Below are 25,824 nucleotides of genomic sequence, written 5' to 3'. Positions count from 1 at the left end.
GGCTCTACCTCGCGAGCCGGGGTGTCAGCGGGGTGCGCTCAGCCCTCGACGAGCCGGGCCATGTCGTCCCCGTCCGCGAGGCCCACGATGTTGCCGGCCGGGTCGGTGAACCAGGCGCCGTCGCCGCCCTCCATGAAGCCGCGCGCGATCCCCTTCTCGTCCTGGTCGAACCCCTCGTAGCGCTCGAACGTCACGCCCTTCGCGGTGAGCTCGTCGACGACCTGGTCCACGTCGTCGACGGTGAGGTGCATGACCGTGAAGGCGGCCGGCCGATGGTCCTCCTTCGGGTAGACGAACACGTCCGAGCCGCCGCCGAGGTGGAGCACCAGACCGTTCCCGCCGTCGAGTGCCGTGACGGGGAGCCCGAGGGTGTCCCCGTAGAACGCGCGCGCCGCGTCGAGGTCGTCCGCCGAGAAGCTGGAGAACCCGCGCCTGATGGTGACCATCGTTGCCTCACTCCTTCGAGACCGCCGGCGGCCGGAGGGCGGGGCCCGCCGCGGACGCCGGATCCTCCCAGCGTCCCACCGCCCGCCCGCCGTGGGTACCGCCCGGGGCGGGTGAAGGGAGCGGGTCAGGGCGAGCGTGCGGGCGCGGGGCGGGTCCCGAGCGTCGGTGCGAGCACCCACAGCGCCGTGGCGGCGAGCACGTGCCAGACGGCGTGCCCCGGGAGCACGAGGCCGAGCGCGCCGTCGACGTCGCACAGCGGCCAGCCCGGGCGGGTCAGGGTCCCCGCGGTGCCGCCGACGGCGAGCAGCGCGAGCGCGGCGACCGTGCGGCGTCGGACGGCGGGCCGTCGCCACGCGCGCGCGGCGCTCGCGGCCACGGCGACGCCCGCCGCGACCACCTGGGCGGCGGTGGACGCCGGGACCGAGACCGCCGCGAGCACGACCCCGAGCAGGGTCGGTGCGAGCCACCACCACGTCCGCAGGCGGCGCCCGGTGAGGTCCGTGAGGGCGTCGGCGGCGACGAGCGCGAGGGCCCCGAGCAGCGGCGGGTCGTGCGCGACGGGGTTCCACGACGGCGACGGCCCGTGCTGCACCACGGAGCCCACCCCGATGAGGACGACCAGCACCCCGAAGGCCACGCGGAGGCGCGACGCCGCACCCACGGCGTCGGCCACGCCCGGGGCCGCGTGCGTCCCGGTTCCGGACCGCCGCGCCGCCAGCACGACGGCCGCGCCCGCCAGGACGAACGCGAGGCTCGTCCACGTGCTGAGCGGCTCGGCCCAGGGCGTCCCGCCCGCGAGCTCGCACGCTCCGCCCACCTCGCCTCCTCCGCCTCGCGGCCTGCCGGACCGGCGCGACTGGCACCAGCCCTGCCACTGACGTCCCCCATCGTTCCGCCCGGAGCTGGTCGCCGCGTCCGGAAGAGGGGTTGCGCGCAGCGCCTCATCTGTGGTTCATTACTCAAGTAATGAACCACAGAACGCGCGAGGCGGGAGAGGATGGGCCCCATGTTCGACGGACCTGAACCCATCTACCTCCAGATCGCGCAGATGATCCGTGCGCAGGTGCTCGCGGGGGAGCTCGCGGAGGAGGAGCAGGTCATGTCCACGACGCAGTTCGCGACGACGTTCCGGATCAACCCGGCGACGGCGGCCAAGGCCTTTGCCGGCCTCGTCGACGAGGGCGTCCTCTACAAGCGGCGCGGGCTCGGCATGTTCGTCGCACCCGGCGCGCGCGAGCGGCTGCTCGCCGAGCACCGCGCACGGTTCTTCGACGAGGTCCTCGACCCCGCGCTGGCGCAGGCGGACCTCCTGGACATCCCGGCCGCCGAGATCGTCGAGCACGTCCTCGGCCGCCCGCGGCCCGCCGGTCCCGGGACCGGCGACGCACCCCGTACCGGCCCCGACACCGACCCCACCCCGAGGTGAGACCCGTGACCGCCCGGCCCACCAGCCACCCCACCGACTTCCCCGCCGCGACCGCGCCCTTCGGCGCCGAGGTGCGCGACGTCGTCGTGCGGTACTCCCGCGGCGACGACCCCGCGCTCGACGGCGCGACCCTGACGATCCGCCCCGGCGTCATCACCGGCCTCCTGGGCCGCAACGGCGCCGGCAAGACGACGCTCGCGGCCCTGCTCGCCGCGTTCCGGCGCCCGACGTCGGGCACGGTCCGCGTCGGTCCGGACGGCGAGCTCGAGGACCCGTTCGAGAACGTCTGGGCGACCATGCACACCCAGCTCGTGCGCGAGAGCGGCGACGTGGGGGAGTCCGACAAGGCGCGCGACACGCTCGAGTACTACGCGGACGTGCGACCGCACTGGGACGCCGACCTCGCCGGGCGCCTCCTCGACACGTTCGAGGTGGACGTCCGCAAGAAGCCCAACGAGCTCTCGCGCGGCAAGCGCTCGGCGCTCGGGGCGGTCGTCGGGCTCGCCGCCCGCGCGCCCCTGACGATCTTCGACGAGGTCTACCTCGGCATGGACGCCCCGAGCCGCTACGCGTTCTACGACGCGCTCGTCGCGGACTACGCCGAGCACCCGCGCACGATCCTGCTCTCGAGCCACCTCATCGCCGAGGTCGAGCGGCTCTTCGAGGACGTCGTGATCATCGACCGCGGGCGGGTCATCCTCGCCGAGAACGCCGACGACGTCCGCGCGCGCGGCGTCAGCCTCACCGGGCCGGCGGACGTCGTCGAGCGCCACACCGCGGGCCGGGAGGTGCTCGCCCGGCAGCGGCTGGGGAGCACGGCCCAGGTCACCCTCTTCGGCACGTTCGCCCCCGACGAGCGGGCCGCGGCCGCCGCGGCCGGGCTCGAGGTCGGGTCGGTGCCCGTCCAGGACCTGTTCGTCCACCTCACGCGCACCGACCGCACCGAGGACGGCGCGCGCGCCCGCACCCGCACGCAGGAGGCACGATGACCGCCACGACCCCGCGCGCCGCGGAGCGCCGCGCGCTCGAGAAGGCCGCCCACCGGCGCGGCGTCCGCGCCGTCGCCTGGTACTTCATCGGCGGCACCTGGTACGTCGGCGTGTGGTTCTGGCTCATCGCGCTCGCCATCGGGGCCCTCGTCCTGTGGATCATGCTGCGCAACGACGACGTGAGCATCGAGGGCGTGGGCGGCGTCGCGGGCTCGGCGAAGTTCTTCCTCTTCGTCATGGGCATCCTCCTGCCGCTGATGTCGATCGCGCTGCACGTCGCCGCCGGCGGCACGCGGCGGTCGTACACGCACGGGCTGTGGATCGGCGCCGCCGTCTCCGGGCTCACGTTCGGGATCGCGACCGCGCTCGTGCGGTGGGCGGAGTGGGCGCTGTTCCGCCGGGCCGGCTGGCCGACGGAGCAGGACCTCACGCAGCTCTACGCGGACGGGTCCGAGGTCGGGCTCATGATCCTCGTCGAGGGCACGTTCTGCGTCGTCTACTACCTCGCGGGCATGGTCGTCGCCGCGGGCTTCTACGGCTTCGGGTTCCTGCGCGGCGTGCTGCTCGTCGTCGCGTCGCTCGCGACCGTCGTGGTGAGCGAGGTGTTCCTCCGCTCCGGGTTCTTCGGCCACGCGCTCTCGCGCGTCGTCGGTCTCGACGGCACCCCCGTCTGGCTCGCCGTGCTCGGCGGGCTCGTCGGGGTCGTGCTCGCCGCACTGCTCCTGCGCGTCGTCCTGCGGGGCGTCGCGATCCGTCCGGTCGAGTTCGCGGGCACCGCGAGCGCCTGACCGGCGGCACCCTCCCACCGCACTCCCACCCGTCCGGGCGGCGCACGGCGCCGTCCGTGGGTGCCGCACACCCTCCTGGAGGTCACCATGAGCACCGCAGCACCGCCCCCGGGCGGCACGACGGCGACGTCGCCCGCCCCGCCCGCCGACCGCACGGCCGGGCCCGCCCCGGTCGTCGAGATCCGGAACCTGCGCAAGACGTACCCGGGACCGCAGGGTTCCGGCACGCGCACCGTCGCGGTCGAGGACGTGAGCCTCACCGTCCGGCCGGGCGAGATCTTCGGCATCCTCGGGCCCAACGGGGCCGGCAAGACGACGACCGTCGAGTGCCTCGCCGGGCTGCGCCAGGCCGACGGCGGCACGGTGCGCGTGCTCGGCGTCGACCCGCAGGCCGACCCCGCCGCGGTGCGCGACGTCGTCGGCGTCCAGCTCCAGGAGGCCGCGCTCAACGAGAAGATCACGGTCGAGGAGGCGATGCGGCTCTTCGCCTCGTTCTACGCGTCGCCCGGCGACGTGGAGGAGCTCCTCGACCTGCTCGACCTCGCCGCGCACCGGCGCGTCGCGTTCGCCAAGCTCTCGGGCGGGCAGAAGCAGCGCCTGTCGATCGCGCTCGCGCTCGTCGGGAACCCGCGCGTCGCGATCCTCGACGAGCTCACCACCGGGCTCGACCCGGCGGCCCGCCGCGCGACGTGGGAGCTCGTCGAGCGCGTGCGCGACCGCGGCGTGACGATCCTGCTCGTCACGCACTTCATGGACGAGGCGGAGCGCCTGTGCGACCGGCTCGTCATCATCGACCGCGGCCGGGTCGTCGCGCAGGGCACGCCCGCGGAGCTCGTGGACTCCGTCGACACGTCGCGCACCGTGCGCCTGCGCGTGCCGCCCGCGGACCACGACCTCGCGCTGCACACGATCGCGGGGCTCGCGGACGTCGAGCGCGTCGAGGCGTCGCCGACCGGCGGGCGCGAGATCGAGGTCACGGGCTCCCGACGGGTGCTGCCCGCCGTCGTGCTCGCGCTCGCCGAGCACGAGGTCGTGCCCGACGACGTCCGGACCGTCTCCCGCACGCTCGAGGACGTCTTCGTGGCCGTGACCGGCCGCACCTACGACCCGGACGCGACCGACGCCTCGGACGCGACCGACGCCCGGCCGACCCGAGGGGAGTCCCGATGACCGCCACGACCCTGACCCCGTCCGCCGCGCCCGTCCGCCGCAGCAGCGGCTGGCGCGGGTTCGGCGTCCTGCTCGCCACGGAGGCGCGGCTCTGGCTGCGCGACCCGGGGACGGTGTTCTTCGCGCTCGTGTTCCCGACCGTCCTGCTCGTCGGGGTCGGGTTCGCCATCCCCGGGATGCGGGTGCCGATCGAGGACGCGCCCCCGCCGTGGGGCGGGCTCACGCCCGTCGCGCTCTACGCGCCCGTGGTGCTCGCCGCCGCGATCGCGACCCCGGCCCTGACGACCATGCCGGTCTACTTCGCCACGTTCCGCGAGAAGGGCCTGCTGCGGCGGCTGTCGACGACGCCCATGCGCCCGCAGGGGATCGTCGTCGCGCACCTCGTCATCAACCTCGTCGCCGTCGTGGTCGCGTCCGTGGTCGCGCTCGTCGTCGGGCAGCTCGTGTTCGGCCTGCCGGCGCCGCAGAACGCGGCGACGGTCGTGCTGGCGTTCGTCCTCGGCGTCGCGTCGATGTACGCGCTCGGCACCCTCGTCGCGGCGCGTGCGCCCAAGGCGAGCACGGCGTCCGCGATCGGGACGCTCATCTACTTCCCGCTCCTGTTCCTCTCCGGGCTGTGGACGCCGGGGCCGATGATGCCGGAGGCCGTCGCGCAGGTCGGGAGGTTCACGCCGCTCGGTGCCGCGTCGCAGGCGATGACGGCGGGGTGGTTCGAGGAGGGCTTCCCCACGGTGCAGGTGGTCGTCATGGCCGTGTGGACGGCCGTGCTCCTGCCGCTCGGCATCCGGCTGTTCCGCTGGAGCTGAGGCGGGACGGACCGCGGGGCCGGGCCCTCGACCCCGTCCGCGCCACCGCTCGGCCGCGTCCGGGCCGCGGCCCGGCGCCCGCGGGCGTGGCCGCCGGAGCGCCCCTAGCCTGACCGGCATGAAGCCCTTCCTGCTGCTGGCGTCCCGGGCGGAGGACCCGGCCGCGGACGGCGAGCACGCGGCGGTGCTGCGTCACTCCGGCCTCGCGCCGCACGAGCTGCACCGCGTCCGGATGGAGGCGGGCCCGCTGCCGGCGATCGACCTCGATGCGTACTCGGGGGTGATCGTCGGCGGCAGCCCGTTCGACTCGTCGCGACCCGAGGCGGAGAAGTCGGTGACGCAGCGCCGGGTCGAGCGCGAGCTCGCGCCGCTCCTGGACGAGATCGTCGAGCGCGACGTCCCGTTCCTCGGGGCGTGCTACGGCGTCGGGACGCTCGGCCTGCACGAGGGCGCGGTGCTGGACGACACGTACGCCGAGCCCATCTCGCCCGTGACGATCCGGCTCACCCCGGAGGGCCGGGCCGACCCGCTGCTCGCGGGCCTGCCGGACGCGTTCGAGGCGTACGTGGGCCACAAGGAGGCGGTGCGGGAGCTGCCGCCGCACGCGGTGCTGCTCGCGACGTCGGACGCGTGCCCGGTGCAGATGTTCCGCGTCAAGGAGAACCTCTACGCGACGCAGTTCCACCCGGAGCTCGACCTGGAGGGCATCCTCACGCGCATCGGCGTCTACCGGGACTACGGCTACTTCCCGCCCGAGGCCGCGGGCGACGTCGAGGCGGCCGTCCGGCGCGGCGACGTCCGGGAGCCCCACCGCATCCTCGCAACTTTCGTCCACCGCTACGCGACCGACTGAGATCGAGCCGTCCCCCGGAGGTCGAACAGGCGGTTGTGGTCCGTCCTGCCGCCAGGACGGACCACAACCGCCTGCTCGGCGGAGCGGGTCAGCGGGTGGCCGGGGCCGGGTGGGGGGTGTCGGCGGGTGTCGGGTCGGCCGCTGCCTCCGCCGCTACGGCGCGGCGGTGCGCCCGCACCGACCAGACGACGGCCGCGGCCCAGACGACCGCGACGAGCGCCAGCACGACGCCCTGGACCGCGCTGCTCGCGTCCACCCAGTCGGAGCGCAGCAGCGTGCGGACGTTGGTGAGCACGATGACGCCGCCCACGGCCGAGCCGAGGATCCGGGGCGGGAGCATCCGCACGAGCCACGCCGCGATCGGCGCGGCGACGAGCCCGCCGAGGAGGAGCGCCACGACCCACGTCAGGTCGATCCCCTGCGAGCCGAGCGACCAGAGGAACCCGAGCGACGCGGCGACCGCGACGAGGAACTCGCTCGTGTCGACGGACCCGATGACCTTGCGGGGCTCGATCCGGCCCGACGCGAGCAGGGCGGGCGTGCCCACCGGGCCCCAGCCGCCGCCGCCCGTGGCGTCGACGAAGCCGGCCACGAGGCCGAGCGGCGCGAGGAACCGCTTGCGCAGCGGCAGCCCGAGGCGACCCGTCGGCAGCCCGGCGAACGTGAAGCGTGAGAGCACGTAGACGCCGAGCGCGAGGAGCAGCAGCGACATGACGGGGGCGGCGACCTCGGTCGACAGGTTCGCGAGGAACGTCGCGCCCGCGAACGCCCCGAGCGCGCCCGGCACGCCGATGCGCAGCACGACCTTCCAGTCGACGTTCCCGAACCGCCAGTGCGCCGCGCCGGACGCGAGCGTCGTCCCGATCTCCGCGAGGTGGATCGTCGCCGACGCCGCCGCGGGGTTGGTCCCGATCGCGAGCAGGAGCGTCGTGGACGTCACGCCGTACGCCATGCCGAGGCTGCCGTCGACGAGCTGGGCACCGAGGCCCACGAGGGCCAGCAGGACGAGGGTCCGCACCGGGGCCTCCTTGCTCGGGCCGTCGGGAGGGTCCCGACGTGTCCTGACAAGGTTGACCGGACGGGTCCACTATGTGAAGCGCCGACCGCATCGTGGGCCAGTGTTAACGGGAGCGTCCCGTCAGGGGTTCTCCCACGCGTCGGCGCGGGCCGCGAGCGCGTGCACGTCGTCGGGCAGGTCGCGGCGCACGACGTCGTCGATCGTCACGCGGTCCAGCACGTCGCGGACGCTCGCGCGCAGGGCGATCCACACCTCGAGCAGGCCCGCCGCGGAGCCGTCGTACTCGAGGCTCGGGGGGCGCTCGTCGCGGACCGTGACGAGGGGGCCGTCGACCGCGCGGAAGACGTCGGCGAGCGTCACCTCGGACGCCGGGCGCGCGAGGCGGTGGCCGCCGGAGCGCCCGCGGACGCTCGCGACGATCCCGGCCCGGCGCAGGTCGCCGAGGATCCGTTCGAGGAAGCTCACCGGGAGGCCCTGACCCGTCGCGAGGTCCTCCGCCCGCACCGGGTCGCCGTGCGGCGACGCCGCGAGCTCGGCGCACGCCCGCACCGCATAGTCCGCCTTCGCCGAGACACGCATGAGGACATTGTGCCGTGCGCGGGTCTCACCCCGGGGCGCCGCTGCCCCTCGCGACCCCTTCCCCCCTAGGCTGTGACGCGTGGACGTGCACGAGCGCAACAACGTGCGGGTCATGGGGGCGCAGGACGGCCCGACGATGGTCTTCGCGCACGGTTTCGGCTGCGACCAGTCGATGTGGCGCTTCGTCGCGCCCGCGTTCGCGACGGACCACCGGGTCGTGCTGTTCGACCACTCGGGGTGCGGGGCGTCGCACCCGACCGCGCACGACGCCGTCCGGCACGCCGACCTCGCGGGCTACGCCGCGGACGTGGTGGAGATCGTCGAGGCCGTTGGACCCGGGGACGGGCGCGGCCCCGTGGTGCTCGTCGGCCACTCGGTGAGCGCCGTGATCGCGCTGCTCGCGGCGGCCGACCGCCCGGACCTGTTCGACCGGCTGGTGCTCGTGGGCCCGAGCCCGCGGTACGTCGACGACGACGGCTACCGCGGCGGGTTCACGGCCGAGGAGATCGACGAGCTCCTGGAGACGATGGACGCGAACTACCTCGGCTGGACGCAGGTCATGGCGCCCGTGATCGCCGGGAACCCGGACCGCCCGGCGCTCGGCGACGAGCTCGCTGCGGTGTTCCGGCGCAACGACCCCGCGATCGCGCGCCAGTTCGCGCGGGCGACGTTCCTCGGCGACAACCGGGCCGACCTGGCGCGCGTGCGCACGCGGAGCCTCGTGGTGCAGAGCCGGGAGGACGTCATCGCGCCGCCCGAGGTCGGGCGCTACGTGCACGAGCACCTGCCCGGCAGCGACCTCGTCGTCATCGACTCGGTGGGGCACTGCCCGAACCTCTCGCACCCCGCGCTGCTCGTGCGCGCGATGCGCGACTGGCTGGGCGCCGCCTGATGGCGATGTCCCGGGCCGAGCGCTGGGCGCTCGCCCCCGTCGCGCTGCTCCTCCTCGACGCCGAGGCGCGCGTCCTCGACGCCAACGACGAGTTCCTCCGGACGATCGAGGTCCCGGACGTCGAGGCGGTCGCGGGCCGCCGGCTGGCGGACCTGCTCACGGTCGGTGGGCGCATCTTCTGGGAGACGCACGTCGGCCCGCGCCTGCACATCGAGGGCCGCGTCGACGAGGTCGCGGTCGAGCTCCGCACGCCCGGGGGCCGCGAGCCCGTGCTGCTCACGGCGATCGAGCGCGAGGCGCGCGGCGAGCGGCTGATCGAGGTCGCGATGCTGGGCGCGCGCGAGCGGTCGCGGTTCGAGCACGAGCTCGTCGAGGCGCGCCGCGCGGCGGAGGAGGCGGAGCGCCGGGTGCGGCTGCTGCACGGCGTCGCGGCCGACCTCGCGAGCGTCGCCGGTCTCGACGGCGTCGCGTGGGTCCTGCTCCGCGCGGCCGTCACGATGCTGGGCGCGGGCGACGCCGCGCTGTGGACGGCGCAGGAGCGCGGCCCGCTGCGGCGGTGGGGCGGCGCCGTCGGCGTCCTGGCGCCGTCGATCGACGAGCTCACCGAGGCGACGGTGCGGGACGACGGGACGGTCGTCGTGCCGCTGCGCACCGCGGGCGCGCTGCTCGGCGTGCTCGCGCTCGAACCACGTCGCGCCGCGGGTTCCGACCCCGTCGACCTGGGCACCGCCGCCGCCGCGGGCCAGCTCGCGGCGCTCGCGCTCTCGCGCGCGCGGGTCCACGAGCAGAGCGTCTCGGTCGCGAGCGAGCTCCAGGGCGCGATGCTCTCGGACGGGATCGTCGCCGACCCGCAGGTCGAGGTCTCGGCGTGCTACCGCCCGGGCGTCCACGACCTCCAGGTCGGCGGCGACTGGTACGACACCTTCCGGGTCGCGCCCGACGTCGTCGCGCTCAGCGTGGGGGACGTCGTCGGCCGCGGGCTCAAGGCGGCGACGTCGATGGGGCAGCTGCGCACCGCCGTCCGGGCGGCGTCCGACACGGGGCTGCCGCCCGAGGAGGTGGTCGAGCGCGTCGACCGCTTCGTCGACCGGACGGGCACGGGCTTCATGGCGAGCCTCGTCTACGGGGAGCTCGACCTGCGCGCCGGGGTGCTGCGCTACACGTGCGCGGGCCACCTGCCGCCCCTGCTCGTGCGGGCCGGCGGCTCCGCGGCGTACCTGTGGGAGGCGCGGTCGACGCCGCTTGGCGTGCGGGGCACGACGCCGCGCGTCGCCAAGGCCGTGCGGCTGGCCCCGGGCGACCTCCTGCTGCTCTTCACGGACGGCGTCGTCGAGCGCCGCGACCGGCCGCTCGCGCTGGCGCTCGACGAGCTCGCGGACGTCGTCACGCGCGCCCTCGACGTCGGCCTGCGCGACGACCGGCTGCTGGAGGCCGTCGTCTCGCGCGCGCCCGAGGACGACGACGCGTGCCTGCTCGCGGTGCGCTGGCTCGGTCCCGCCGAGGACGGACGGGCGGTGCCCGACGCTCCGGCCGCCGCGTCAGCGGACGAAGAACGGGGCGGCTGAGGGGTCGGCGAGCCGCGCGAGGGCGTGGTCGAGGCGCTCGGTCGACGAGCGCGCGACGTCGTCGGGCAGGGCGTCCGGGGCGAACCACGCGACGGCGAGGGACTCGTCGTCCGCGACGTGCGCCGCCGCGGCGGCCGCCGGCGACACCGGGCGGCACAGGAACGCCAGGTCGAGGTACTGCGACCGGTCGCCGTTCGGGTACTCCATCGGCTCGGTGACCGTCACCGCGACGAGCGCGTCCACCACGACCTCGACGCCCGTCTCCTCGAGCACCTCGCGCGCGAGCCCGACCGCCGGGTCCTCGCCCGGCTCGAGGATCCCGCTGATCACGGCCCACTGGCCGGAGTCGGCGCGCTGCCCGAGCAGCACGCGGCCGGCGTCGTCCACGACGACGCCCGACACCCCCGGCATCCACAGCAGGTCGGTCCCGACACGGGAGCGGAGGGCGGCGACGAAGTCGGGGATCGGCATGCCCCGAGCGTAGGCGCTGCCCGACCGGCTCGTGAGACGGGCCGTCCGCCCCTCGGAGCCGCTGTGCTACGGTCGGCTCGTGACTTCTCAGTGGTATTGGCGCTTTACGCAGGCTCCCGGTGGGGCCGTGCGGGCGTCAGCCTGACCACAGATCACCACCCGGAGCCAGCACAGGGCCTTGGACGCGGACCGCGTCCGGGCCCTTCGTCGTGAGACGGGCCGCTCCGGGACCACGGGCGGCAGCAGGCCGGTGGAGCGCCGCTGGGCATCCCGACTCACGGCGTTCCCCAGACCCCGCCGCACAGACCAGGAGCCCCCCGTGACCAGCACCACCACCTCGCCCGAGACCGCGACGACCGACGGCGCGACGAGTACCGTCGACCCCGTGGACAGCCCCGAGCTCCAGGCCCGCACGAGCGACCTGCGGGTCCGCGCGCTCGACGCCCTCCCCGCGCCGCGCGCCATGCTCGCCGACCTGCCCCTCGGCGCGACGCGCAGCGACCTCGTGACGACGTCGCGCCGCGAGGTCCGTGACGTCCTCGCGGGCGACGACGACCGCCTCCTCGTCATCGTCGGCCCCTGCTCGGTGCACGACCCCGAGGCCGCGCTCGAGTACGCGGGGCGCCTGGCCGCCGTCGCGCACGAGCTCGCGGACGACCTCATGGTCGTCATGCGCGTCTACTTCGAGAAGCCGCGCACGACCGTGGGCTGGAAGGGCCTCATCAACGACCCGCACCTCGACGGCTCGCACGACGTGCACCACGGCCTGCGGCTCGCGCGCGAGGTGCTGCTCGGCGTCCTCGACGCCGGCGTCCCGGCCGCGTGCGAGTTCCTCGAGCCGACGAGCCCGCAGTACATCGCCGACGCGGTGTCGTGGGGCGCGATCGGCGCGCGCAACGCCGAGTCGCAGGTGCACCGCCAGCTCGCCTCGGGGCTGTCCATGCCCGTCGGGTTCAAGAACGCGACCGACGGCGACGTGCAGATCGCGGTCGACGGCTGCATCACCGCGGCGAGCGAGCACACGTTCTTCGGCATGGACTCGCTCGGCCGGGCCGCCGCCGTGGAGACCGCGGGCAACCCCGACTGCCACGTCATCCTGCGCGGCGGGCGCTCGGGTCCCAACTACGGGGCCGACGACGTCGCGGCGGCGCTCGCGGTCGCGCGCACCTCGGGTCGCGGCGGGGTCACGGAGCACGGGCTCGTCGTCGACGCGTCGCACGGCAACTCCGGCAAGAGCCACGTGCGCCAGGCGGAGGTCGTGCGCGAGGTCTCCGCGCGGCTGGCCGAGGGCGAGCAGGGCATCACGGGCCTCATGATGGAGAGCTTCCTCGTGGCGGGTGCGCAGAAGCCCGCGCCGAGCGGCCTCGTCTACGGGCAGTCCGTCACGGACGCGTGCATCGACTGGGACACGACGGCCGACCTCCTGCAGGAGCTCGCGGCGGCGGTCCGCGCCCGGCGCGCGCTCTGAGCGGTGCCCGCGGGACGAGGACCCATCCGTCCGCGCGTCGGCGCCGAACCCAGGGTGTCCCGGACGGACCGGGACGGCGCTGGCGACGGGAGGTCGGGTGCCGAGAGCCGTGGTCGACGCGCCGCAGCGCGTGCGGGAGGCGCCCGTGCTGCACACTGACCGGGTGCCACCTCCCGTGACGACGAACCCGGCGGTCGACGCCGCCCTCGCGGCGTGCGCCGGCGGCGACCCCGCCGCGTTCGCGCCCGTCTACGACGCGCTCGCGCCGGTCGCGTACGGCACGTGCCTGGGGGTCCTGCGGGACCCGGACCACGCGGCGGAGGTCGTGCAGGAGGTGATGGTGGAGGTGTGGCAGACGGCGGCGCGCTACGACGCGACCCGCGGCTCGGCGCGAACCTGGGTCGCCACGCTCGCCCGGCGGCGCGCGGTGGACCGCGTGCGGGCCGAGCAGGCGCGCCGTGACCGCGACCAGCGCGACGTGGACGCCTCGACGGCCGCGGCACCGCGGGACGTGGTGGTGGAGGACGTCGAGCGACGTCTCGAGGGCGCGGCCGTGCGGCGGTGCCTGGACTCGCTCACGGCGACGCAGCGGGAGGCGGTCGTGCAGGCGTACTACGGCGGGCTCACCTACCGGGAGGTCGCCGAGCGGCTCGACGCCGCGCTGCCGACCGTGAAGTCCCGCATCCGGGACGGGCTCCTGCGGCTCCGCGACTGCCTGGGGGTGCGTCGTGGCTGACCCGACCACGCCCCGCGGCGACGGCGCGCACGACCGTCCGGACGTCCGCGACCTGCTCCCCGCCTACGCGCTCGACGCGGTGGACGACGTCGAGCGGCGCGCCGTCGAGCGCCTGCTCGCGGCCGACCCCGACGCGCGGCGCGAGCTCGACGAGTACCGCGACGTCGTGGCGGCGTTCACCGTCGAGAGCGCCCCGCCGCCCGCGCTGCGCGACACCGTCCTGGCCCGGGTGGCCGCGTCCGAGGCCACGCTCCCGCCCGCCGGGGAGAGGACGGGGGGCGTCGTCGTCGACCTCGCGGCCGCGCGCCGCGCCCGCCGTCGGCGCTGGACCGGGCTCGCGGCGGCGGTGGCCGCGGTGGTCGCGGTGGCCGTCCCGACCACGGTCGCGGTCCGCGCGACGCAGGAGCAGTCCCGCCTGGAGGCGCGGGCGGACGCGATCGAGCGCATGCTCGCCGACCCCGACGCGACGATCCTGCACGGCGACGTGGCGGGCGGCGGGCAGGCGTCCGTCCTCGCGGCGGGCGACGACATGTACTTCCGCGCGTCCGACCTGCCGGACGCGGGCGACGACCGGGACTACCAGCTCTGGGTGGTCGAGCCCGACGGCGCCGTCGTCTCGGCGGGCGTCCTCGACGTCCAGGACGGCAGCACGTCGCGGCTCGTCCAGGGCGAGCCGGGCGTCGGCATGGCCGTGACGGTCGAGCCGGCGGGCGGCTCGGAGCAGCCCACGACGGACCCGGTGGTCGCGCTCGTCGGCTGAGCGCCGCGGCCCGGAGGGGTCGGGACGCGCGCGGGAAAACTCGTGCCGATCCCGACCCATCCACCCGGGGCGGCGCTCCGAACCCTCGGCATGACGCCCCGCACCGGCGGGGCGACGACCCGAGGAGAGACCGATGAACGTTCGCACCCGCACGTCGTACGCCGTCGCCGGCATCGCCACGCTCGCCGTGCTCGGCCTGTCCGCGTGCAGCTCGGACTCGGACACGGGGTCCGACTCGACGACGACCGACTCCCAGTCCGACACCATGACGGACGACTCGACGTCCGACGACATGACCGACGACTCGACCGAGGGCTCGGACGACATGGCGGCCGACCCCGCCGCGAACCTCGTGGGCCCCGGCTGTGCCGCCTACGCGGAGCAGGTGCCCGACGGCGCCGGGTCGATCACCGGGATGTCGACGGACCCCGTCGCCGTGGCGGCGTCGAACAACCCGCTGCTCACGACGCTCACCGCGGCCGTCTCGGGTGAGCTCAACCCGGACGTCGACCTCGTCGACACGCTCAACGGCGGCGAGTTCACCGTGTTCGCCCCCGTCGACGACGCGTTCGCCAAGATCGACGCCGCGACGCTCGACTCGCTGAAGACGGACTCCGACACGCTGACGAAGATCCTCACGTACCACGTGGTGCCCGGCCAGCTCACGCCCGACCAGGTCGCCGGCGAGCACGAGACCGTCGAGGGCGGCACGGTCGAGGTCACCGGATCGGGCGACGAGCTCATGGTCGACGACGCGGCCGTCGTGTGCGGTGGCGTGATGACGCAGAACGCGACCGTGTACCTCGTCGACTCGGTGCTCATGCCGACCATGTGACCCTCCCGGCGCGTCCAGAAGCGGGCGCGCGGTGGACCCGCGCGAGCGGGTCCCGACGGCCCCGACCGGACGGTCGGGGCCGTCGTCGTGCGCCCGGCGACCTCCCCTCGGCGCGCGGCGGACCCATCCGCGAGGGCCGCCGGTCCGAACCCCGGGCATGGAGACGCTCATCGTCATCGGCCTGCTCGGGGGACTCATCACGGGGATCTCGCCGTGCATCCTGCCCATGCTGCCCGTCATCTTCTTCGCGGGCGGTGTGCAGGGCGCGCGCACGGGGGAGACGCCGTCGGGCACCGCGGAGACCGGGACGGGCGGCGTCTCCCCGGGGCTGTTCGCCGGCGTCCCCGACGCGGTGCGCGTCGGCGGTCGCCCGGCCGCGGGGCTGCGTGGCCGGGGCGGTCCGGGCGGCGTGCAGGAGACCGGGGCGCGCGAGGTCGCGGCGCGGCCGACGCGCGGCGGGACGCTCGCCCTCGACCTGTCGACGGGGGACGCGGCGGAGCCCGCCACCCCGGCCGACGGCGGGCGCGGGCGCCGCGCGACCCGGCGGACCACGCGCCGCTCGTGGCGCCCCTACCTCGTCATCGCGGGCCTGGTCCTCAGCTTCAGCGTCTTCACGCTCCTCGGCTCCCTCCTGCTGACCGCGCTCGGGCTCCCGCAGGACCTGCTGCGCTGGGCGGGCATCGTCCTCCTCGTCGCGATCGGCGTGGGGATGATCGTGCCGCGCGTCGAGGAGGTCCTGGAGCGGCCGTTCCGGCGGGTCGCGGCGCTCGGGGCACGGCGCGGCGCCGCCCGCCAGGACCGCGGGGCGTTCGTGCTCGGCCTCGGCCTCGGCGTGCTGTACGTGCCGTGCGCGGGGCCCGTCCTCGCGGCGATCACGGTGGCGGGAGCGACGGGGAACATCGGCCCGGGCACCGTCGCCCTCACGGTGTCGTTCGCGGTCGGGGCGGCGATCCCGCTCCTGGTCTTCGCGCTCGCGGGGCGCCGCGTCGCGGAGCGGGTCCGCGGGTTCCAGCGGCACACGCGCGGCATCCGCGTCACGGGCGGCGTCGTGATGATCGCGCTCGCGGGCGCGCTCGCGCTGAACCTCCCCGCCGCGCTCCAGCGCGCCCTGCCCGACTACACGGGCGCGCTCCAGCAGCGGGTCGACGAGAACGACGCCGTGCGCGAGGCCCTCGACCTCGGCGGTCTCGTCACCGACGAGAACCGCGAGCTGTCGAACTGCTCGAACGGCGCGCCCGTGCTCGAGGACTGCGGCACCGCCCCGGAGCTGCGCGGCATCGACACGTGGCTCAACACCCCGGGCGGCGAGGCGCTGACGCTCGAGGGGCTGCGCGGCAAGGTCGTGCTCGTCGACTTCTGGACCTACTCCTGCATCAACTGCCAGCGCGCGATCCCGCACGTCAACGCCTGGTACGACCGGTACCGCGACGTCGGCGCGGGGTTCGAGGTCGTCGGGGTGCACACGCCCGAGTTCGCGTTCGAGCGCGAGACACGCAACGTCGTCGCCGGCGCGCAGGACCTCGGCGTCACCTACCCCGTGGCCCAGGACAACGCGTACGCGACCTGGACCGCCTACCGGAACCGCTACTGGCCCGCGCAGTACCTCGTCGACGCCGACGGGACCGTGCGCCACATCCGCTTCGGGGAGGGCGGGTACGAGGACACCGAGCGCCTGGTGCGCGAGCTCCTCGAGGACGCGAACCCGGGCGTGGAGCTGCCCGAGCCCACCGCCGTCGGCGACACCACCCCGCAGGACGAGACGACGCCCGAGACGTACTTCTCCATCAAGCGCGTCGTCAACTACGCGGGCGAGCCGCGCTACGCCGCGGGGCAGCAGGACTTCACGCTCGCCGACGACCAGCGGCAGGACACGTTCTCGCTCGGCGGCACGTGGGACGTCGACTTCCAGGGCGCGACCGCCGTGTCCGACGACGCGCGCGTGCGTCTCGCGTACCGCTCGACCGACGTGTTCACGGTGCTCGGCGGCGAGGGCACCGTCACGGCCCGTGTCACGACGGACGGGCGGACCACGACCCGCGAGATCGACGTGTCCGGCAGCCCGACGCTCTACCCCGTCCTGGAGGGCGACGGCCCGACGGAGGGTCTCGTCGAGCTCGACGTCCCGCCCGGCGTGCAGGTGTTCACCGCGACGTTCGGGTGACGCGTCAGCTCGCGAGCTCCCGCGCGGGCGTCCACGACCCGATCGTCGCGGTCCCGCCGCCGAGCAGGTCGAGGCCGTCCCCGACGCCGGGGATCCCCGCGAGCCCGACGACCGACTCGGGGTCGCCCGGGTGCGGGGCCACGAGCAGCGTCGTGACGAGTGGCGGGTCGTCCGCCGTCGACCCGCCGCGCCACGAGAGCGCGGCCCAGGCGGTGGCGCCCGGCGCGAGGGTGATCGGGGCGAGGCCGTCGTCGTCCGGCTCGAGGAGCACGTCCGTCTCCGAGCCGTCGTCGGCGACGAAGCGGACCACGGGCGCGCCCGCGAGGACGCACTCCGCGGTGCCGTCGTTGCGGGCCGTGACGGTGAGGAACCGGCGCCCCGCCGCGGCGTCGAACCCGAGGGCCCCGAGCGTGAGGTCGCCGGGGGCGCACGCGCCCGCTGGGGGCGTCCCGGTCGTCGGTGCGGCGGCTCCCGCGACGAACCCGGAGCGCGTCGCGGACGCGCCGCCGTCGGTCGAGCCGTGGACCTGGTACGCGAGGGTCGGGCCGGCATAGGCGGCGCCGTCGAGGGTCCGCGCGACCACGGCGGCGTCGCCCGAGGTGATGACGGTGAGCAGGGGTCTCGGCGGGAACGTGTCCCGCGCGGTCTCGTGCACGACCTGCGTCACGCCGGGTTCCGCGGCGACCTCTCCGAGCAGGGTGAGCAGCGCGTCGTCGGGGACGGACTGCCCGCCGTCGTCGTAGGTGCCGACGGCGCCGCCGGCGACACCGAGGCTCGTCAGCCCCCGGCCCTCGGCACGGACGAGCGCGGCGACGCCGACGAGGTCGTCGGCCGTGCCGACGTCGACCGACGCGGACCCCGGGGAGAGGAACACGCGCCGCACGGGGTCGTGCGCGACGAGGCGCACGGCGTCGGCGACGGCGTCGGCCCCGAGGCGCTCGGGGCGGGGCTCCTCGGTGGCCGGGTCGACGCCGCGGTCCGTGTCCGCGCCCGGGCCGTGCGCGACGGCGAACGTCCCGCCGCCCGCGCCCGTGCCCTCGACGCGCAGCGACCAGGCACCACCGCCGGGCACGGCGGCGACGATCGCGCTCGCGTCGTCGGCGGTGCGCTGCGCCTCCTCGGGTGTCGGCAGCGGGCTGACCAGCGTGACGCGCGCGGACTCGCCCGCGGTCCCCAGGGCCTCCACGGCCGCGACGCCGGGCAGCGCCCGCAGCCGCGCCGCGACGGCCTCGTGGTCGCTCTCGGGGGAGGTCGGCGCGGGCGTCGCAGCGGGAGCGGGGGTCGTCGGGCCGACCGACGAGGTGGCCGGGGCGGGCTGCTCGGCCGCGGTGCGCAGCGCCGCCGGCCCGACGACGGCGGCCACCACCGCGAGGACGCCGCCCACGCCCGCGGCGGCCACCGCGACGAGGGGGCCGCGCCGTCGGGCCCGTGGCGGGGCCGTCCCGGTGCCGGGGTCGGTGGCGGGCTCGGGGGAGGGTGTGCCGTCGTCGTCCACGGCCGTGACCGTACCGGTCGCCGCCACCGCGCGGGGTGGCGCGCCGACGTCCTCCCCAGGGTCCGCCCGTCGTCTTCACCGTGCCAGGACCTACCCGGGCCGACGCGAGGGGGAACCGGTCTTTTCGGCGCATCGCCGGACGAGCCGGGCGCGCAGGGACCCCGCGCTTTTACCAGGACTCCTGCTGACGGGCAACATCTGGCATGATCCGGCCATGACAGTGCGGACGGCTGCGGAGCTCGCTGCGGTCGACGACCCGGCGTGGCCGACGCTCTCGCGCATGCTGGGTCGCGGCGGCGTCGAGGTCGTGCCCGCGCCCGCCTGGTCGCTCGAGGTCCTCTACCGGCTCCAGGTCACCGTCCGCTCGACCCTGGGCGCGCTCGCCCTGCACACCGGCGGGGTCCTCGTCGACGGCGGCTGGCTCCGGATCATCGGCGGGGGCGGGGCCGGGCTGCCGGACCTCGCGACCGTCAACGGCCTCGGCGAGCCGGGCGAGGACAGCGTCGCGCCGTCCGTCCTCGTCGTCGCGTACGACGTGCTCGGCGGCACGTTCGCGATCAACGGCGGCGGGCTCCCCGGCCCGCTCGGCAACGTCCACTACTTCGCGCCCGGATCGCTCTCCTGGCTCGACCTCGGGTTCGGCCAGGCGGCGTTCCTCGAGTGGTCCGTGAGCGGGGGGACCGCCGAGTTCTACGCGCCCGTGCGCTGGCCCGGCTGGTACGACGAGATCGGCTCCGTGCGCCTCGACGAGGGCCTGAGCGTCTACCCGCCCCTGTGGTCGGAGGAGGGGCGCGACGTCGCCCGGTCGTCGCGCACACCGGTGCCGCTCGGCGAGCTCGTGGACTGGCACTTCGAGATGGCGGAGCGCATGGCCCCGGTCGACGACTACGTGCGCGACGCCGACGAGCACCTCGACGGCTACGGCGCCTGGCCTACGGACGGCTACCGCCCCTGAGCCCCGGTCACGCCCTGGGTCATGCCGGGTCCGCGTCGAGGAGGTCGGCGCGCACCGTCCCCAGCTTGTCGGGGTTGCGCACGAAGTCGAGCGCCGCGACCCGCCCCCCGACGACCGTGAACGCGATCACCGTGAGCACCCCGGTCCCGTCGCGCAGGAGCAGCCCGGGCGCGCCGTTGACGTCGACCGCGCGCACGGCCTCGGGCGGCCGGCGGAGGTAGCTGAGCAGCACGGGACCTGCCGTCCCCGCCCCGCGCACGGTGTGCCGCAGCGCCCGGACCTTGCCGCCGCCGTCGGCCCGCAGCACCACGTCGGGGTCGAGCACCGCGAGCAGGGCCGGCAGGTCGGCGTCCGTGCAGGCCGCGACGAACGCCTCGACGACGCGCGCCTGCTCGGCGCGCGTCGCGGTCCCGCGCGGCCGCCCCGCCTCCACGTCCTTGCGGGCTCGCGCCGCGAGCTGGCGGACGGCGGCGGGCGAGCGCCCGACGACGTCGCCCACCTCGTCGAACGGCAGCCCGAACACGTCGTGGAGCACGAACGCGACGCGCTGCGCGGGGGAGAGGCGCTCGAGCACGACGAGGAGGGCCATGCTCACCTCCTCGTCGAGCGTCACGCGGTCGGCCGGGTCCGTCGCGTCGACGGCGCCCGCGGCGACCGGCGACGCGGCGCCCGGGGTCGTCACGACCGGCTCCGGCAGCCACGTCCCGACGTAGCGCTCGCGGCGCGCCCGCGCGCTCCCGAGCACGTCGAGCGCGAGCCGCCCGACCGTCGTCGTCAGCCAGGCCGCGAGGTTGCGGATCGAGCCCGCGTCCTGGGTGCGCAGCCGCAGCCACGCGTCCTGGACGCAGTCCTCGGCGTCGGACCAGGAGCCGGTCGTCGTGTACGCGAGCCGCAGGAGGCGGGGGCGCTCGGCCTCGAACGCGCGCGCGAGGTGGTCGGCGGCCGGGCCGGTCACCGGGCCGCCGCCCGCTCGGCGTGCTGCGCGGCGAGCCAGTCGCGGAACGTCGTGGTGCCGCGCACGTCGGGCTGTGCGTCGGTGAGGCCGCCGGCGCGCAGCGCGCGGCCGAGCGCGCCGGGGAGCGGCACCCGGACGGGGACGGCGCGCGAGCCGGTGACGTCGCGCCAGGCGCGCGCCGCGTCCCGCAGGTCGACCACCTCGGGACCCGCGACGGTCGTGGTGCCGCCGAGCGGGTCGCGCACGGCGGCGTCGGCGACGGCGGCGCCGACCTCGGCGGCAGCGACCGGCTGGACCGGCGCGCGCAGCAGCGGCACGACGCCCCGGCGCGCCGCGGCCCCGAGCGTCCCGGCGACGAGCTCGTGGAACTGGGTCGCGGCGACGACCGTCCACGGCACGCCCCCGTCCGCGACCTCGCGCTCCTGCGCGACCTTGGCGGCGTAGTAGGTCATCGGCACATCGTGGCACCCCACCACCGACACGAGCACGTGGTGCCGCACCTCCGCGGCGCGCTCGGCGGCGAGCAGGCGCCGTGTGCCGTCGACGACCGCCGCGCGCACGTGCCGCAGCGACGTCGCGGTGTTGCTCGCGTCGACCACGACGTCGACGCCGTCGAGCGCCGCCGCGAGACCTGCGCCCGTCGTGAGGTCGACGGGGTGCTCCCGCGCGTGCCTGCTCAGCGCCCGCACCTCGTGGCCGCGCGCGGCCAGCCCCGCCACGACGTGCCGACCGACGGTCCCCGTCCCACCCACCACAGCGATCCTCATACCCGGACGACGACGCGGCGCCCCCCGATGTGACATCCCAGCCGCGGCGAGAGTTGTATACAAGTGCGCAGGACGTGTGGCACGATGGCCGGGTGACGACGACGCCCGAGCTGCGCACCGCCGTCGGGCCGTCCTCGGCGCCCGGCGACGCGGGCCTCGCGCGCCGCCAGTCCGGGGCCCGCGCGGTCTACGACCTGCTGCGCGGCCGCATCATCGACGGCTCCCTCGCGCCCGACGCGCGGCTCACCGAGCCCGTGCTCTCCGCCGAGCTCGGCGTCTCGCGGACCCCGGTGCGCGAGGCGCTGCGGCTGCTCCAGGCCGAGGCGCTCGTCGTCGAGCTGCCCACCGGGGGAGTGCGCGTCGCGCCGCTCGACCTCGCCGACGCGCGGCGCGTCTACGACGTGCGCGCCCGCCTCGAGGGCCTCCTCGCCCGGGACGCGTGCGAGCGCGCCACGCCCGACGACGTCGCGCGGCTCGCGCGCCTCGTGACGCTCATGGACGCGGTGCGCGACCACGAGGACGAGGTGCTGCGCATCGGCGCCCAGTTCCACGGCGAGATCGAGGCGCTCGCCGACAACCGCTGGGGGTCGGCGCTCCTGCGCCAGATCCGCGGCCACGTCGACCGGTACCGCGCGCTCGCCGCGCGCCGCCGTGTCGGCACCACCGACCACGTCGACGAGCACCGCGCCGTCGCCGACGCCATCGCGAGCCGCGACGCCGCCGCCGCCGAGGCGGCGATGCGCGCCCACATCGAGCGCAGCGCCGCCCTCGCCGAGCAGTCGCTGCGCGGCGCGGGGTCGGCGACCGACGACCTCCCCTGACCACCGCCCACCGCACGACGGAGACACCGATGCCGTACACCCACCACCTGCGCGTCTACCCCAGCGCGGAGCCGCTCGACCGCACCGACCAGCTCGCGTGGAAGCTCGCCGAGCTCGCGACCGACCCGGTGGAGGTCACGCCCGAGGTCGTCGACATGGTCGTCAACCGGGTCATCGACAACGCGGCCGTCGCCGCGGCCAGCCTCACGCGCGGCCCCGCGATCGCGGCGCGCGGCCAGGCGCTCGCGCACCCCTACACGCCGGGGTCGACGGTGTTCGGCTGCGACCTCGAGACCCGCACGAGCCCCGAGTGGGCGGCCTGGGCGAACGGCGTCGCGGTGCGCGAGCTCGACTTCCACGACACGTTCCTCGCCGCGGAGTACTCCCACCCGGGCGACAACATCCCGCCGATCCTCGCCGTCGCGCAGCACGCCGGGTCCGACGGCGCCGCCGTCGTCCGGGCGATCGCGACCGGCTACGAGATCCAGGTCGACCTCGTGCGCGCGATCAGCCTGCACCGGCACAAGATCGACCACGTCGCGCACCTCGGGCCGTCGGCCGCCGCGGGCATCGGGACGCTGCTCGGCCTCGACACCGAGACGGTGTTCCAGGCGATCGGGCAGGCCCTGCACACGACGACAGCCACCCGCCAGTCGCGCAAGGGCCAGATCTCGACGTGGAAGGCGCACGCCCCGGCGTTCGCGGGCAAGGTCGCGGTCGAGGCCGTCGACCGCGCGATGCGCGGCCAGACGTCGCCCGAGCCGATCTACGAGGGCGAGGACGGCGTCGTCGCGTGGCTGCTCGACGGCCCGGACGCGGCGTACGACGTCGTGCTCCCGGCCCCCGGCGAGCCGAAGACGGCGATCCTCGACACCTACACCAAGGAGCACTCCGCGGAGTACCAGTCGCAGGCGCTCATCGACCTCGCCCGCGCGCTGCACGACGAGCACCCGTGGCTCGCCGACCCCGAGAACGTCGCGTCGATCGTCATCCACACGAGCCACCACACCCACTACGTCATCGGCTCCGGCGCGAACGACCCGCAGAAGTACGACCCGACGGCGTCGCGCGAGACGCTCGACCACTCGATCCCCTACATCTTCGCGGTCGCGCTGCAGGACGGCGGCTGGCACCACGTCGACTCGTACGCCCCCGAGCGCGCGGGCCGCCCCGACACCGTCGCGCTGTGGGCCAAGGTCACGACGGCGGAGGACCCCGAGTGGACGCGCCGCTACCACTCGACCGACCCGGCGGAGAAGGCGTTCGGCGGGCGCGTCGAGATCGAGCTGGCCGACGGCGGCCGCCTCGTCCGCGAGATCGCCGTCGCCGACGCGCACCCGCTCGGCGCGCGGCCGTTCGGGCGCGAGCAGTACGTGCACAAGTTCCGCACGCTCGCGGCCGGCGTCCTCGAGGACGCCGAGATCGAGCGCTTCCTCGACCTCGCGCAGCGGCTCCCGGAGCTCACGCCCGCGGAGGTGCGCGAGCTGACGATCGTGGGGCGGCCCGGGCTCCTCGACTCCGTCCCGACGCCGACCGGCCTGTTCGAGCTCGGTCGCGACGACGCCCCCGCGCACCCCGAGGTCGAGGGCGACGGGTTCACCATGCACGAGGCCGACGAGACCACCGAGGGAGAGGCGCGCTGATGCTCTACAGCCAGGTGACGCCGTCGGACAAGCGGCGCGCGTTCCGCGCGGCGCTCGACGCCGCGGCGACCACGGGGGAGCCGCTGCGGCTCCCGGGCGCGTTCAACCCGCTGTCCGCGCGCCTGATCCAGGACAAGGGCTTCGAGGGCGTGTACGTGTCGGGGGCCGTGCTGTCGGCCGACCTCGGCCTGCCCGACATCGGCCTCACGACCCTCACCGAGGTCGCGGGGCGATCGCAGCAGATCGCGCGCGTCACCGACCTGCCCGCGCTCGTCGACGCCGACACCGGCTTCGGCGAGCCGATGAACGTCGCGCGCACCGTCCAGGCGCTCGAGGACGCGGGCGTCGCGGGCGCGCACGTCGAGGACCAGGTCAACCCCAAGCGGTGCGGCCACCTCGACGGCAAGGAGGTCGTCGGGCTCGACGAGGCGGCGAAGCGCGTGCGGGCGGCCGCCGACGCGCGCCGCGACCCCGGCTTCCTGATCATGGCGCGCACCGACGTCCGCGGCACGATCCCCGGCGACGCCGGGCTGCGCGCCGCGATCGACCGCGCCAAGGCGCTCGTCGACGCGGGCGCCGACGCGATCTTCCCCGAGGCGATGAAGGACCTGTCGGAGTTCGAGGCCGTCGCGTCGGCCGTGGACGTGCCCGTGCTCGCCAACATGACCGAGTTCGGCAAGTCCGAGCTCTTCACGCGCCGTCAGCTCGGCGACGCCGGCGTGCGGCTGATCATCTACCCCGTCACGCTCCTGCGGGTCGCGATGGGCGCCACCGAGCGTGCGCTCGACGAGATCGCCGAGACCGGCACCCAGGCGGGGCAGGTCGAGGGGATGCAGACGCGCGCGCGCCTCTACGAGCTGCTCGACTACGCCGCCTACAACACCTTCGACGAGGGCATCTTCACCTACCGGCCCTGACGACCGGCCGGTGCCGCGCGCCCGTCGGCCGCGGCACCGGCATCTCCCCGCGACCCGTGCTGCACGAAGGAGTGACCGCATGACCACCACCGCACCGACCACCGACGCGCCCGAGATCCGCAAGGGCCTCGCGGGCGTCGTCGTCGACGTCACCGCGATCTCGAAGGTCAACCCCGAGACGAACTCGCTCCTGTACCGCGGCTACCCGGTGCAGGACCTCGCCGCCCGCCGCAGCTTCGAGGAGGTCGCGTACCTCCTGTGGCACGGCGAGCTGCCCACGCCGGAGCAGCTCGCCGAGCAGACCGCCGTCGAGCGGGCGCACCGCGCGCTGCCCGGCCACGTGCGCAACGCGATCCTCGAGCTCCCGACGACGTGCCACCCCATGGACGTCGTCCGCACCGCCGTCTCCCAGCTCGGCGCGCACGACCCCGACGCCGAGGACTCCTCGCCCGAGGCCGAGCAGGCCAAGGCGGTCCGCCTGTGGGCCGTGCTGCCCGCCGCCGTCGCGCTCGACCAGCGTCGGCGCCGGGGCCTCCAGCTCGTCGAGCCGCGCGACGACCTCTCCTACGCCGAGAACTTCCTGTGGATGACGTTCGGCGAGGAGCCCGATCCCGCCGTCGTGCGCGCGTTCGAGGTGTCGATGGTGCTGTACGCCGAGCACTCGTTCAACGCGTCCACGTTCACGGCGCGCGTCATCACGTCCACGCTGTCCGACCTGCACTCCGCCGTGACGGGCGCCGTCGGCGCGCTCAAGGGCCCGCTCCACGGCGGCGCGAACGAGGCCGTCATGGCGACGTTCGCCGAGATCGGCACCGCCGACCGCGCCGCCGCGTGGCTCGACGACGCGCTCGCCCACAAGCGCAAGATCATGGGCTTCGGGCACCGCGTCTACAAGCACGGCGACTCGCGCGTCCCCACCATGCGCGCGACGCTCGACGACCTCGTCGAGCACTACGGCCGCCCGGACCTCCTCGAGCTCTACACCGCGCTCGAGACCGCGATGACCGAGCGCAAGAACATCCTGCCGAACCTCGACTACCCGGCTGGCCCGGCGTACCACCTCATGGGCTTCGACACCCCGATGTTCACGCCGCTGTTCGTCGCGTCGCGCGTGGTCGGCTGGACCGCGCACGTCATGGAGCAGCGCGCCGCGAACGCCCTCATCCGCCCGCTCAGCCAGTACGTCGGCCCGGAGCAGCGCGACCTCCCCTGACTCTGCCCCTGACTCCCGGCCCTGACTCCCGGCCCTGCGCCGAACAGGTGGTCCTGGCGCGTCCCGTCCCCCGGACGGGCCGGGACCACCTGCT

25 protein-coding genes and 1 pseudogene are annotated in these 25,824 nt (G+C 75.6%); 18 read left to right on the top strand and 8 right to left on the bottom strand.

Annotated features, from left to right (window positions below; all coding sequences use genetic code 11):
- Positions 1 to 38: 38 nt before the first annotated feature.
- Positions 39 to 446: a VOC family protein gene (locus RSE42_RS16165; RefSeq protein WP_085387301.1), complete on the bottom strand. Its 408-nt coding sequence runs from the start codon at positions 444 to 446 to the stop codon at positions 39 to 41.
- A gap of 125 nt (positions 447 to 571) precedes the next feature.
- Positions 572 to 1,264 (bottom strand): hypothetical protein, encoded by a 693-nt coding sequence (locus tag RSE42_RS16160; RefSeq protein WP_415297120.1) that lies wholly within the window; start codon positions 1,262 to 1,264, stop codon positions 572 to 574.
- A 189-nt stretch (positions 1,265 to 1,453) separates the two neighbouring features.
- Between RSE42_RS16160 and RSE42_RS16155 the strand changes: the two genes are divergently transcribed.
- The 6 genes from RSE42_RS16155 to RSE42_RS16130 all read left to right on the top strand — a co-directional run bounded on the left by RSE42_RS16155 (position 1,454) and on the right by RSE42_RS16130 (position 6,479).
- Positions 1,454 to 1,873: a GntR family transcriptional regulator gene (locus RSE42_RS16155; RefSeq protein WP_031316974.1), complete on the top strand. Its 420-nt coding sequence runs from the start codon at positions 1,454 to 1,456 to the stop codon at positions 1,871 to 1,873.
- A 5-nt stretch (positions 1,874 to 1,878) separates the two neighbouring features.
- The gene (locus tag RSE42_RS16150; RefSeq protein WP_415297117.1) at positions 1,879 to 2,862 is read left to right on the top strand and encodes an ATP-binding cassette domain-containing protein; all 984 of its coding nucleotides are present in this window, start codon (positions 1,879 to 1,881) and stop codon (positions 2,860 to 2,862) included.
- A complete protein-coding gene (locus RSE42_RS16145; RefSeq protein WP_396050390.1) occupies positions 2,859 to 3,650 on the top strand; it encodes a hypothetical protein in 792 nt (263 codons plus the stop codon). The genes RSE42_RS16150 and RSE42_RS16145 overlap by 4 nt, the downstream gene beginning before the upstream one ends.
- An 87-nt stretch (positions 3,651 to 3,737) precedes the next feature.
- Positions 3,738 to 4,820 (top strand): ABC transporter ATP-binding protein, encoded by a 1,083-nt coding sequence (locus RSE42_RS16140; protein WP_415297115.1) that lies wholly within the window; start codon positions 3,738 to 3,740, stop codon positions 4,818 to 4,820.
- Complete coding sequence (locus tag RSE42_RS16135; RefSeq protein ID WP_415297113.1) at positions 4,817 to 5,626, top strand: ABC transporter permease; 810 nt, start codon at positions 4,817 to 4,819, stop codon at positions 5,624 to 5,626. The genes RSE42_RS16140 and RSE42_RS16135 overlap by 4 nt, the downstream gene beginning before the upstream one ends.
- A gap of 118 nt (positions 5,627 to 5,744) precedes the next feature.
- Positions 5,745 to 6,479, top strand: coding sequence for a glutamine amidotransferase (locus tag RSE42_RS16130; RefSeq protein ID WP_415297112.1), 735 nt, complete (start codon positions 5,745 to 5,747; stop codon positions 6,477 to 6,479).
- Positions 6,480 to 6,567: 88 nt separating this feature from the next.
- On the opposite strand, the gene RSE42_RS16125 is transcribed toward RSE42_RS16130, so the two are convergent.
- Both RSE42_RS16125 and RSE42_RS16120 read right to left on the bottom strand, forming a co-directional pair.
- Positions 6,568 to 7,497 carry a sulfite exporter TauE/SafE family protein gene (locus RSE42_RS16125; protein WP_043654400.1) on the bottom strand — a complete coding sequence of 310 codons (930 nt, stop codon included), beginning with the start codon at positions 7,495 to 7,497 and terminating at the stop codon, positions 6,568 to 6,570.
- Between the two features lie 120 nt (positions 7,498 to 7,617).
- Positions 7,618 to 8,076 (bottom strand): RrF2 family transcriptional regulator, encoded by a 459-nt coding sequence (locus RSE42_RS16120; RefSeq protein ID WP_034652034.1) that lies wholly within the window; start codon positions 8,074 to 8,076, stop codon positions 7,618 to 7,620.
- Between the two features lie 79 nt (positions 8,077 to 8,155).
- On the opposite strand from RSE42_RS16120, the gene RSE42_RS16115 reads away from it, so the two are divergent.
- On the top strand, positions 8,156 to 8,968 hold the full coding sequence (locus RSE42_RS16115) for an alpha/beta fold hydrolase (protein ID WP_034652032.1): 813 nt from the start codon (positions 8,156 to 8,158) through the stop codon (positions 8,966 to 8,968).
- Positions 8,968 to 10,533: a PP2C family protein-serine/threonine phosphatase gene (locus RSE42_RS16110; protein WP_051028125.1), complete on the top strand. Its 1,566-nt coding sequence runs from the start codon at positions 8,968 to 8,970 to the stop codon at positions 10,531 to 10,533. Before RSE42_RS16115 ends, RSE42_RS16110 begins: the two co-directional genes overlap by 1 nt.
- On the opposite strand, the gene RSE42_RS16105 is transcribed toward RSE42_RS16110, so the two are convergent.
- Positions 10,507 to 11,004: an NUDIX hydrolase gene (locus RSE42_RS16105; protein WP_034652029.1), complete on the bottom strand. Its 498-nt coding sequence runs from the start codon at positions 11,002 to 11,004 to the stop codon at positions 10,507 to 10,509. The genes RSE42_RS16110 and RSE42_RS16105 overlap by 27 nt on opposite strands.
- 385 nt (positions 11,005 to 11,389) lie before the next feature.
- Here RSE42_RS16105 and RSE42_RS16100 point away from each other — a divergent pair, with 385 nt between their 5' ends.
- The 5 genes from RSE42_RS16100 (at position 11,390) to RSE42_RS16080 (ending at position 16,964) form a co-directional block, all read left to right on the top strand.
- Complete coding sequence (locus RSE42_RS16100; protein WP_034652063.1) at positions 11,390 to 12,472, top strand: 3-deoxy-7-phosphoheptulonate synthase; 1,083 nt, start codon at positions 11,390 to 11,392, stop codon at positions 12,470 to 12,472.
- 163 nt (positions 12,473 to 12,635) lie between these two features.
- A complete protein-coding gene (sigK, locus tag RSE42_RS16095; RefSeq protein WP_085951324.1) occupies positions 12,636 to 13,208 on the top strand; it encodes an ECF RNA polymerase sigma factor SigK in 573 nt (190 codons plus the stop codon).
- Positions 13,201 to 13,968 (top strand): anti-sigma factor domain-containing protein, encoded by a 768-nt coding sequence (locus RSE42_RS16090; protein ID WP_085387308.1) that lies wholly within the window; start codon positions 13,201 to 13,203, stop codon positions 13,966 to 13,968. Before sigK ends, RSE42_RS16090 begins: the two co-directional genes overlap by 8 nt.
- A gap of 133 nt (positions 13,969 to 14,101) precedes the next feature.
- Positions 14,102 to 14,803: a fasciclin domain-containing protein gene (locus RSE42_RS16085; protein WP_415297108.1), complete on the top strand. Its 702-nt coding sequence runs from the start codon at positions 14,102 to 14,104 to the stop codon at positions 14,801 to 14,803.
- 157 nt (positions 14,804 to 14,960) lie between these two features.
- A complete protein-coding gene (locus RSE42_RS16080; protein WP_415297106.1) occupies positions 14,961 to 16,964 on the top strand; it encodes a cytochrome c biogenesis protein DipZ in 2,004 nt (667 codons plus the stop codon).
- A gap of 4 nt (positions 16,965 to 16,968) precedes the next feature.
- Here RSE42_RS16080 and RSE42_RS16075 read toward each other — a convergent pair whose 3' ends face one another.
- Positions 16,969 to 18,459, bottom strand: a complete 1,491-nt coding sequence (locus RSE42_RS16075) for a DUF4232 domain-containing protein (protein ID WP_415297104.1) — start codon at positions 18,457 to 18,459, stop codon at positions 16,969 to 16,971.
- A 214-nt stretch (positions 18,460 to 18,673) separates the two neighbouring features.
- On the opposite strand from RSE42_RS16075, the gene RSE42_RS16070 reads away from it, so the two are divergent.
- A complete protein-coding gene (locus RSE42_RS16070) occupies positions 18,674 to 19,414 on the top strand; it encodes a DUF2625 family protein (protein WP_082774512.1) in 741 nt (246 codons plus the stop codon).
- A 19-nt stretch (positions 19,415 to 19,433) separates the two neighbouring features.
- On the opposite strand, the gene sigJ is transcribed toward RSE42_RS16070, so the two are convergent.
- The gene (gene sigJ / locus RSE42_RS16065) at positions 19,434 to 20,369 is read right to left on the bottom strand and encodes an RNA polymerase sigma factor SigJ (protein WP_415297101.1); all 936 of its coding nucleotides are present in this window, start codon (positions 20,367 to 20,369) and stop codon (positions 19,434 to 19,436) included.
- A complete protein-coding gene (locus RSE42_RS16060; protein WP_415297099.1) occupies positions 20,366 to 21,136 on the bottom strand; it encodes an SDR family oxidoreductase in 771 nt (256 codons plus the stop codon). Before RSE42_RS16060 ends, sigJ begins: the two co-directional genes overlap by 4 nt.
- 92 nt (positions 21,137 to 21,228) lie before the next feature.
- Here RSE42_RS16060 and RSE42_RS16055 point away from each other — a divergent pair, with 92 nt between their 5' ends.
- The 4 genes and pseudogenes from RSE42_RS16055 to RSE42_RS16040 all read left to right on the top strand — a co-directional run bounded on the left by RSE42_RS16055 (position 21,229) and on the right by RSE42_RS16040 (position 25,730).
- On the top strand, positions 21,229 to 21,957 hold the full coding sequence (locus tag RSE42_RS16055) for a GntR family transcriptional regulator (RefSeq protein ID WP_171468370.1): 729 nt from the start codon (positions 21,229 to 21,231) through the stop codon (positions 21,955 to 21,957).
- A 29-nt stretch (positions 21,958 to 21,986) separates the two neighbouring features.
- Positions 21,987 to 23,501 (top strand): annotated as a pseudogene (locus RSE42_RS16050) (MmgE/PrpD family protein); the annotation flags it as partial.
- Between the two features lie 98 nt (positions 23,502 to 23,599).
- A complete protein-coding gene (gene prpB, locus RSE42_RS16045; RefSeq protein WP_024841711.1) occupies positions 23,600 to 24,517 on the top strand; it encodes a methylisocitrate lyase in 918 nt (305 codons plus the stop codon).
- Positions 24,518 to 24,596: 79 nt separating this feature from the next.
- The gene (locus RSE42_RS16040; protein WP_415297097.1) at positions 24,597 to 25,730 is read left to right on the top strand and encodes a bifunctional 2-methylcitrate synthase/citrate synthase; all 1,134 of its coding nucleotides are present in this window, start codon (positions 24,597 to 24,599) and stop codon (positions 25,728 to 25,730) included.
- Positions 25,731 to 25,824: the final 94 nt, after the last annotated feature.

It is taken from the genome of Cellulosimicrobium sp. SJTW-1 (genome assembly GCF_047716875.1).
In the GTDB taxonomy this organism is placed as follows: Bacteria; Actinomycetota; Actinomycetes; order Actinomycetales; family Cellulomonadaceae; genus Cellulosimicrobium; species Cellulosimicrobium funkei.
This window is presented reverse-complemented; position numbering and strand designations above follow the sequence as displayed.

Coding starts and splice junctions, on each gene's coding strand:
- RSE42_RS16040 (WP_415297097.1), top strand. CDS start 24,597: ATGACCACCACCGCACCGACCACCGACGCGCCCGAGATCCGCAAGGGC.
- RSE42_RS16130 (WP_415297112.1), top strand. CDS start 5,745: ATGAAGCCCTTCCTGCTGCTGGCGTCCCGGGCGGAGGACCCGGCCGCG.
- RSE42_RS16145 (WP_396050390.1), top strand. CDS start 2,859: ATGACCGCCACGACCCCGCGCGCCGCGGAGCGCCGCGCGCTCGAGAAG.
- RSE42_RS16085 (WP_415297108.1), top strand. CDS start 14,102: ATGAACGTTCGCACCCGCACGTCGTACGCCGTCGCCGGCATCGCCACG.
- RSE42_RS16140 (WP_415297115.1), top strand. CDS start 3,738: ATGAGCACCGCAGCACCGCCCCCGGGCGGCACGACGGCGACGTCGCCC.
- RSE42_RS16080 (WP_415297106.1), top strand. CDS start 14,961: ATGGAGACGCTCATCGTCATCGGCCTGCTCGGGGGACTCATCACGGGG.
- RSE42_RS16105 (WP_034652029.1), bottom strand. CDS start 11,004: ATGCCGATCCCCGACTTCGTCGCCGCCCTCCGCTCCCGTGTCGGGACC.
- RSE42_RS16070 (WP_082774512.1), top strand. CDS start 18,674: ATGACAGTGCGGACGGCTGCGGAGCTCGCTGCGGTCGACGACCCGGCG.
- RSE42_RS16060 (WP_415297099.1), bottom strand. CDS start 21,136: ATGAGGATCGCTGTGGTGGGTGGGACGGGGACCGTCGGTCGGCACGTC.
- RSE42_RS16155 (WP_031316974.1), top strand. CDS start 1,454: ATGTTCGACGGACCTGAACCCATCTACCTCCAGATCGCGCAGATGATC.
- RSE42_RS16135 (WP_415297113.1), top strand. CDS start 4,817: ATGACCGCCACGACCCTGACCCCGTCCGCCGCGCCCGTCCGCCGCAGC.
- prpB (WP_024841711.1), top strand. CDS start 23,600: ATGCTCTACAGCCAGGTGACGCCGTCGGACAAGCGGCGCGCGTTCCGC.
- RSE42_RS16165 (WP_085387301.1), bottom strand. CDS start 446: ATGGTCACCATCAGGCGCGGGTTCTCCAGCTTCTCGGCGGACGACCTC.
- RSE42_RS16110 (WP_051028125.1), top strand. CDS start 8,968: ATGGCGATGTCCCGGGCCGAGCGCTGGGCGCTCGCCCCCGTCGCGCTG.
- RSE42_RS16120 (WP_034652034.1), bottom strand. CDS start 8,076: ATGCGTGTCTCGGCGAAGGCGGACTATGCGGTGCGGGCGTGCGCCGAG.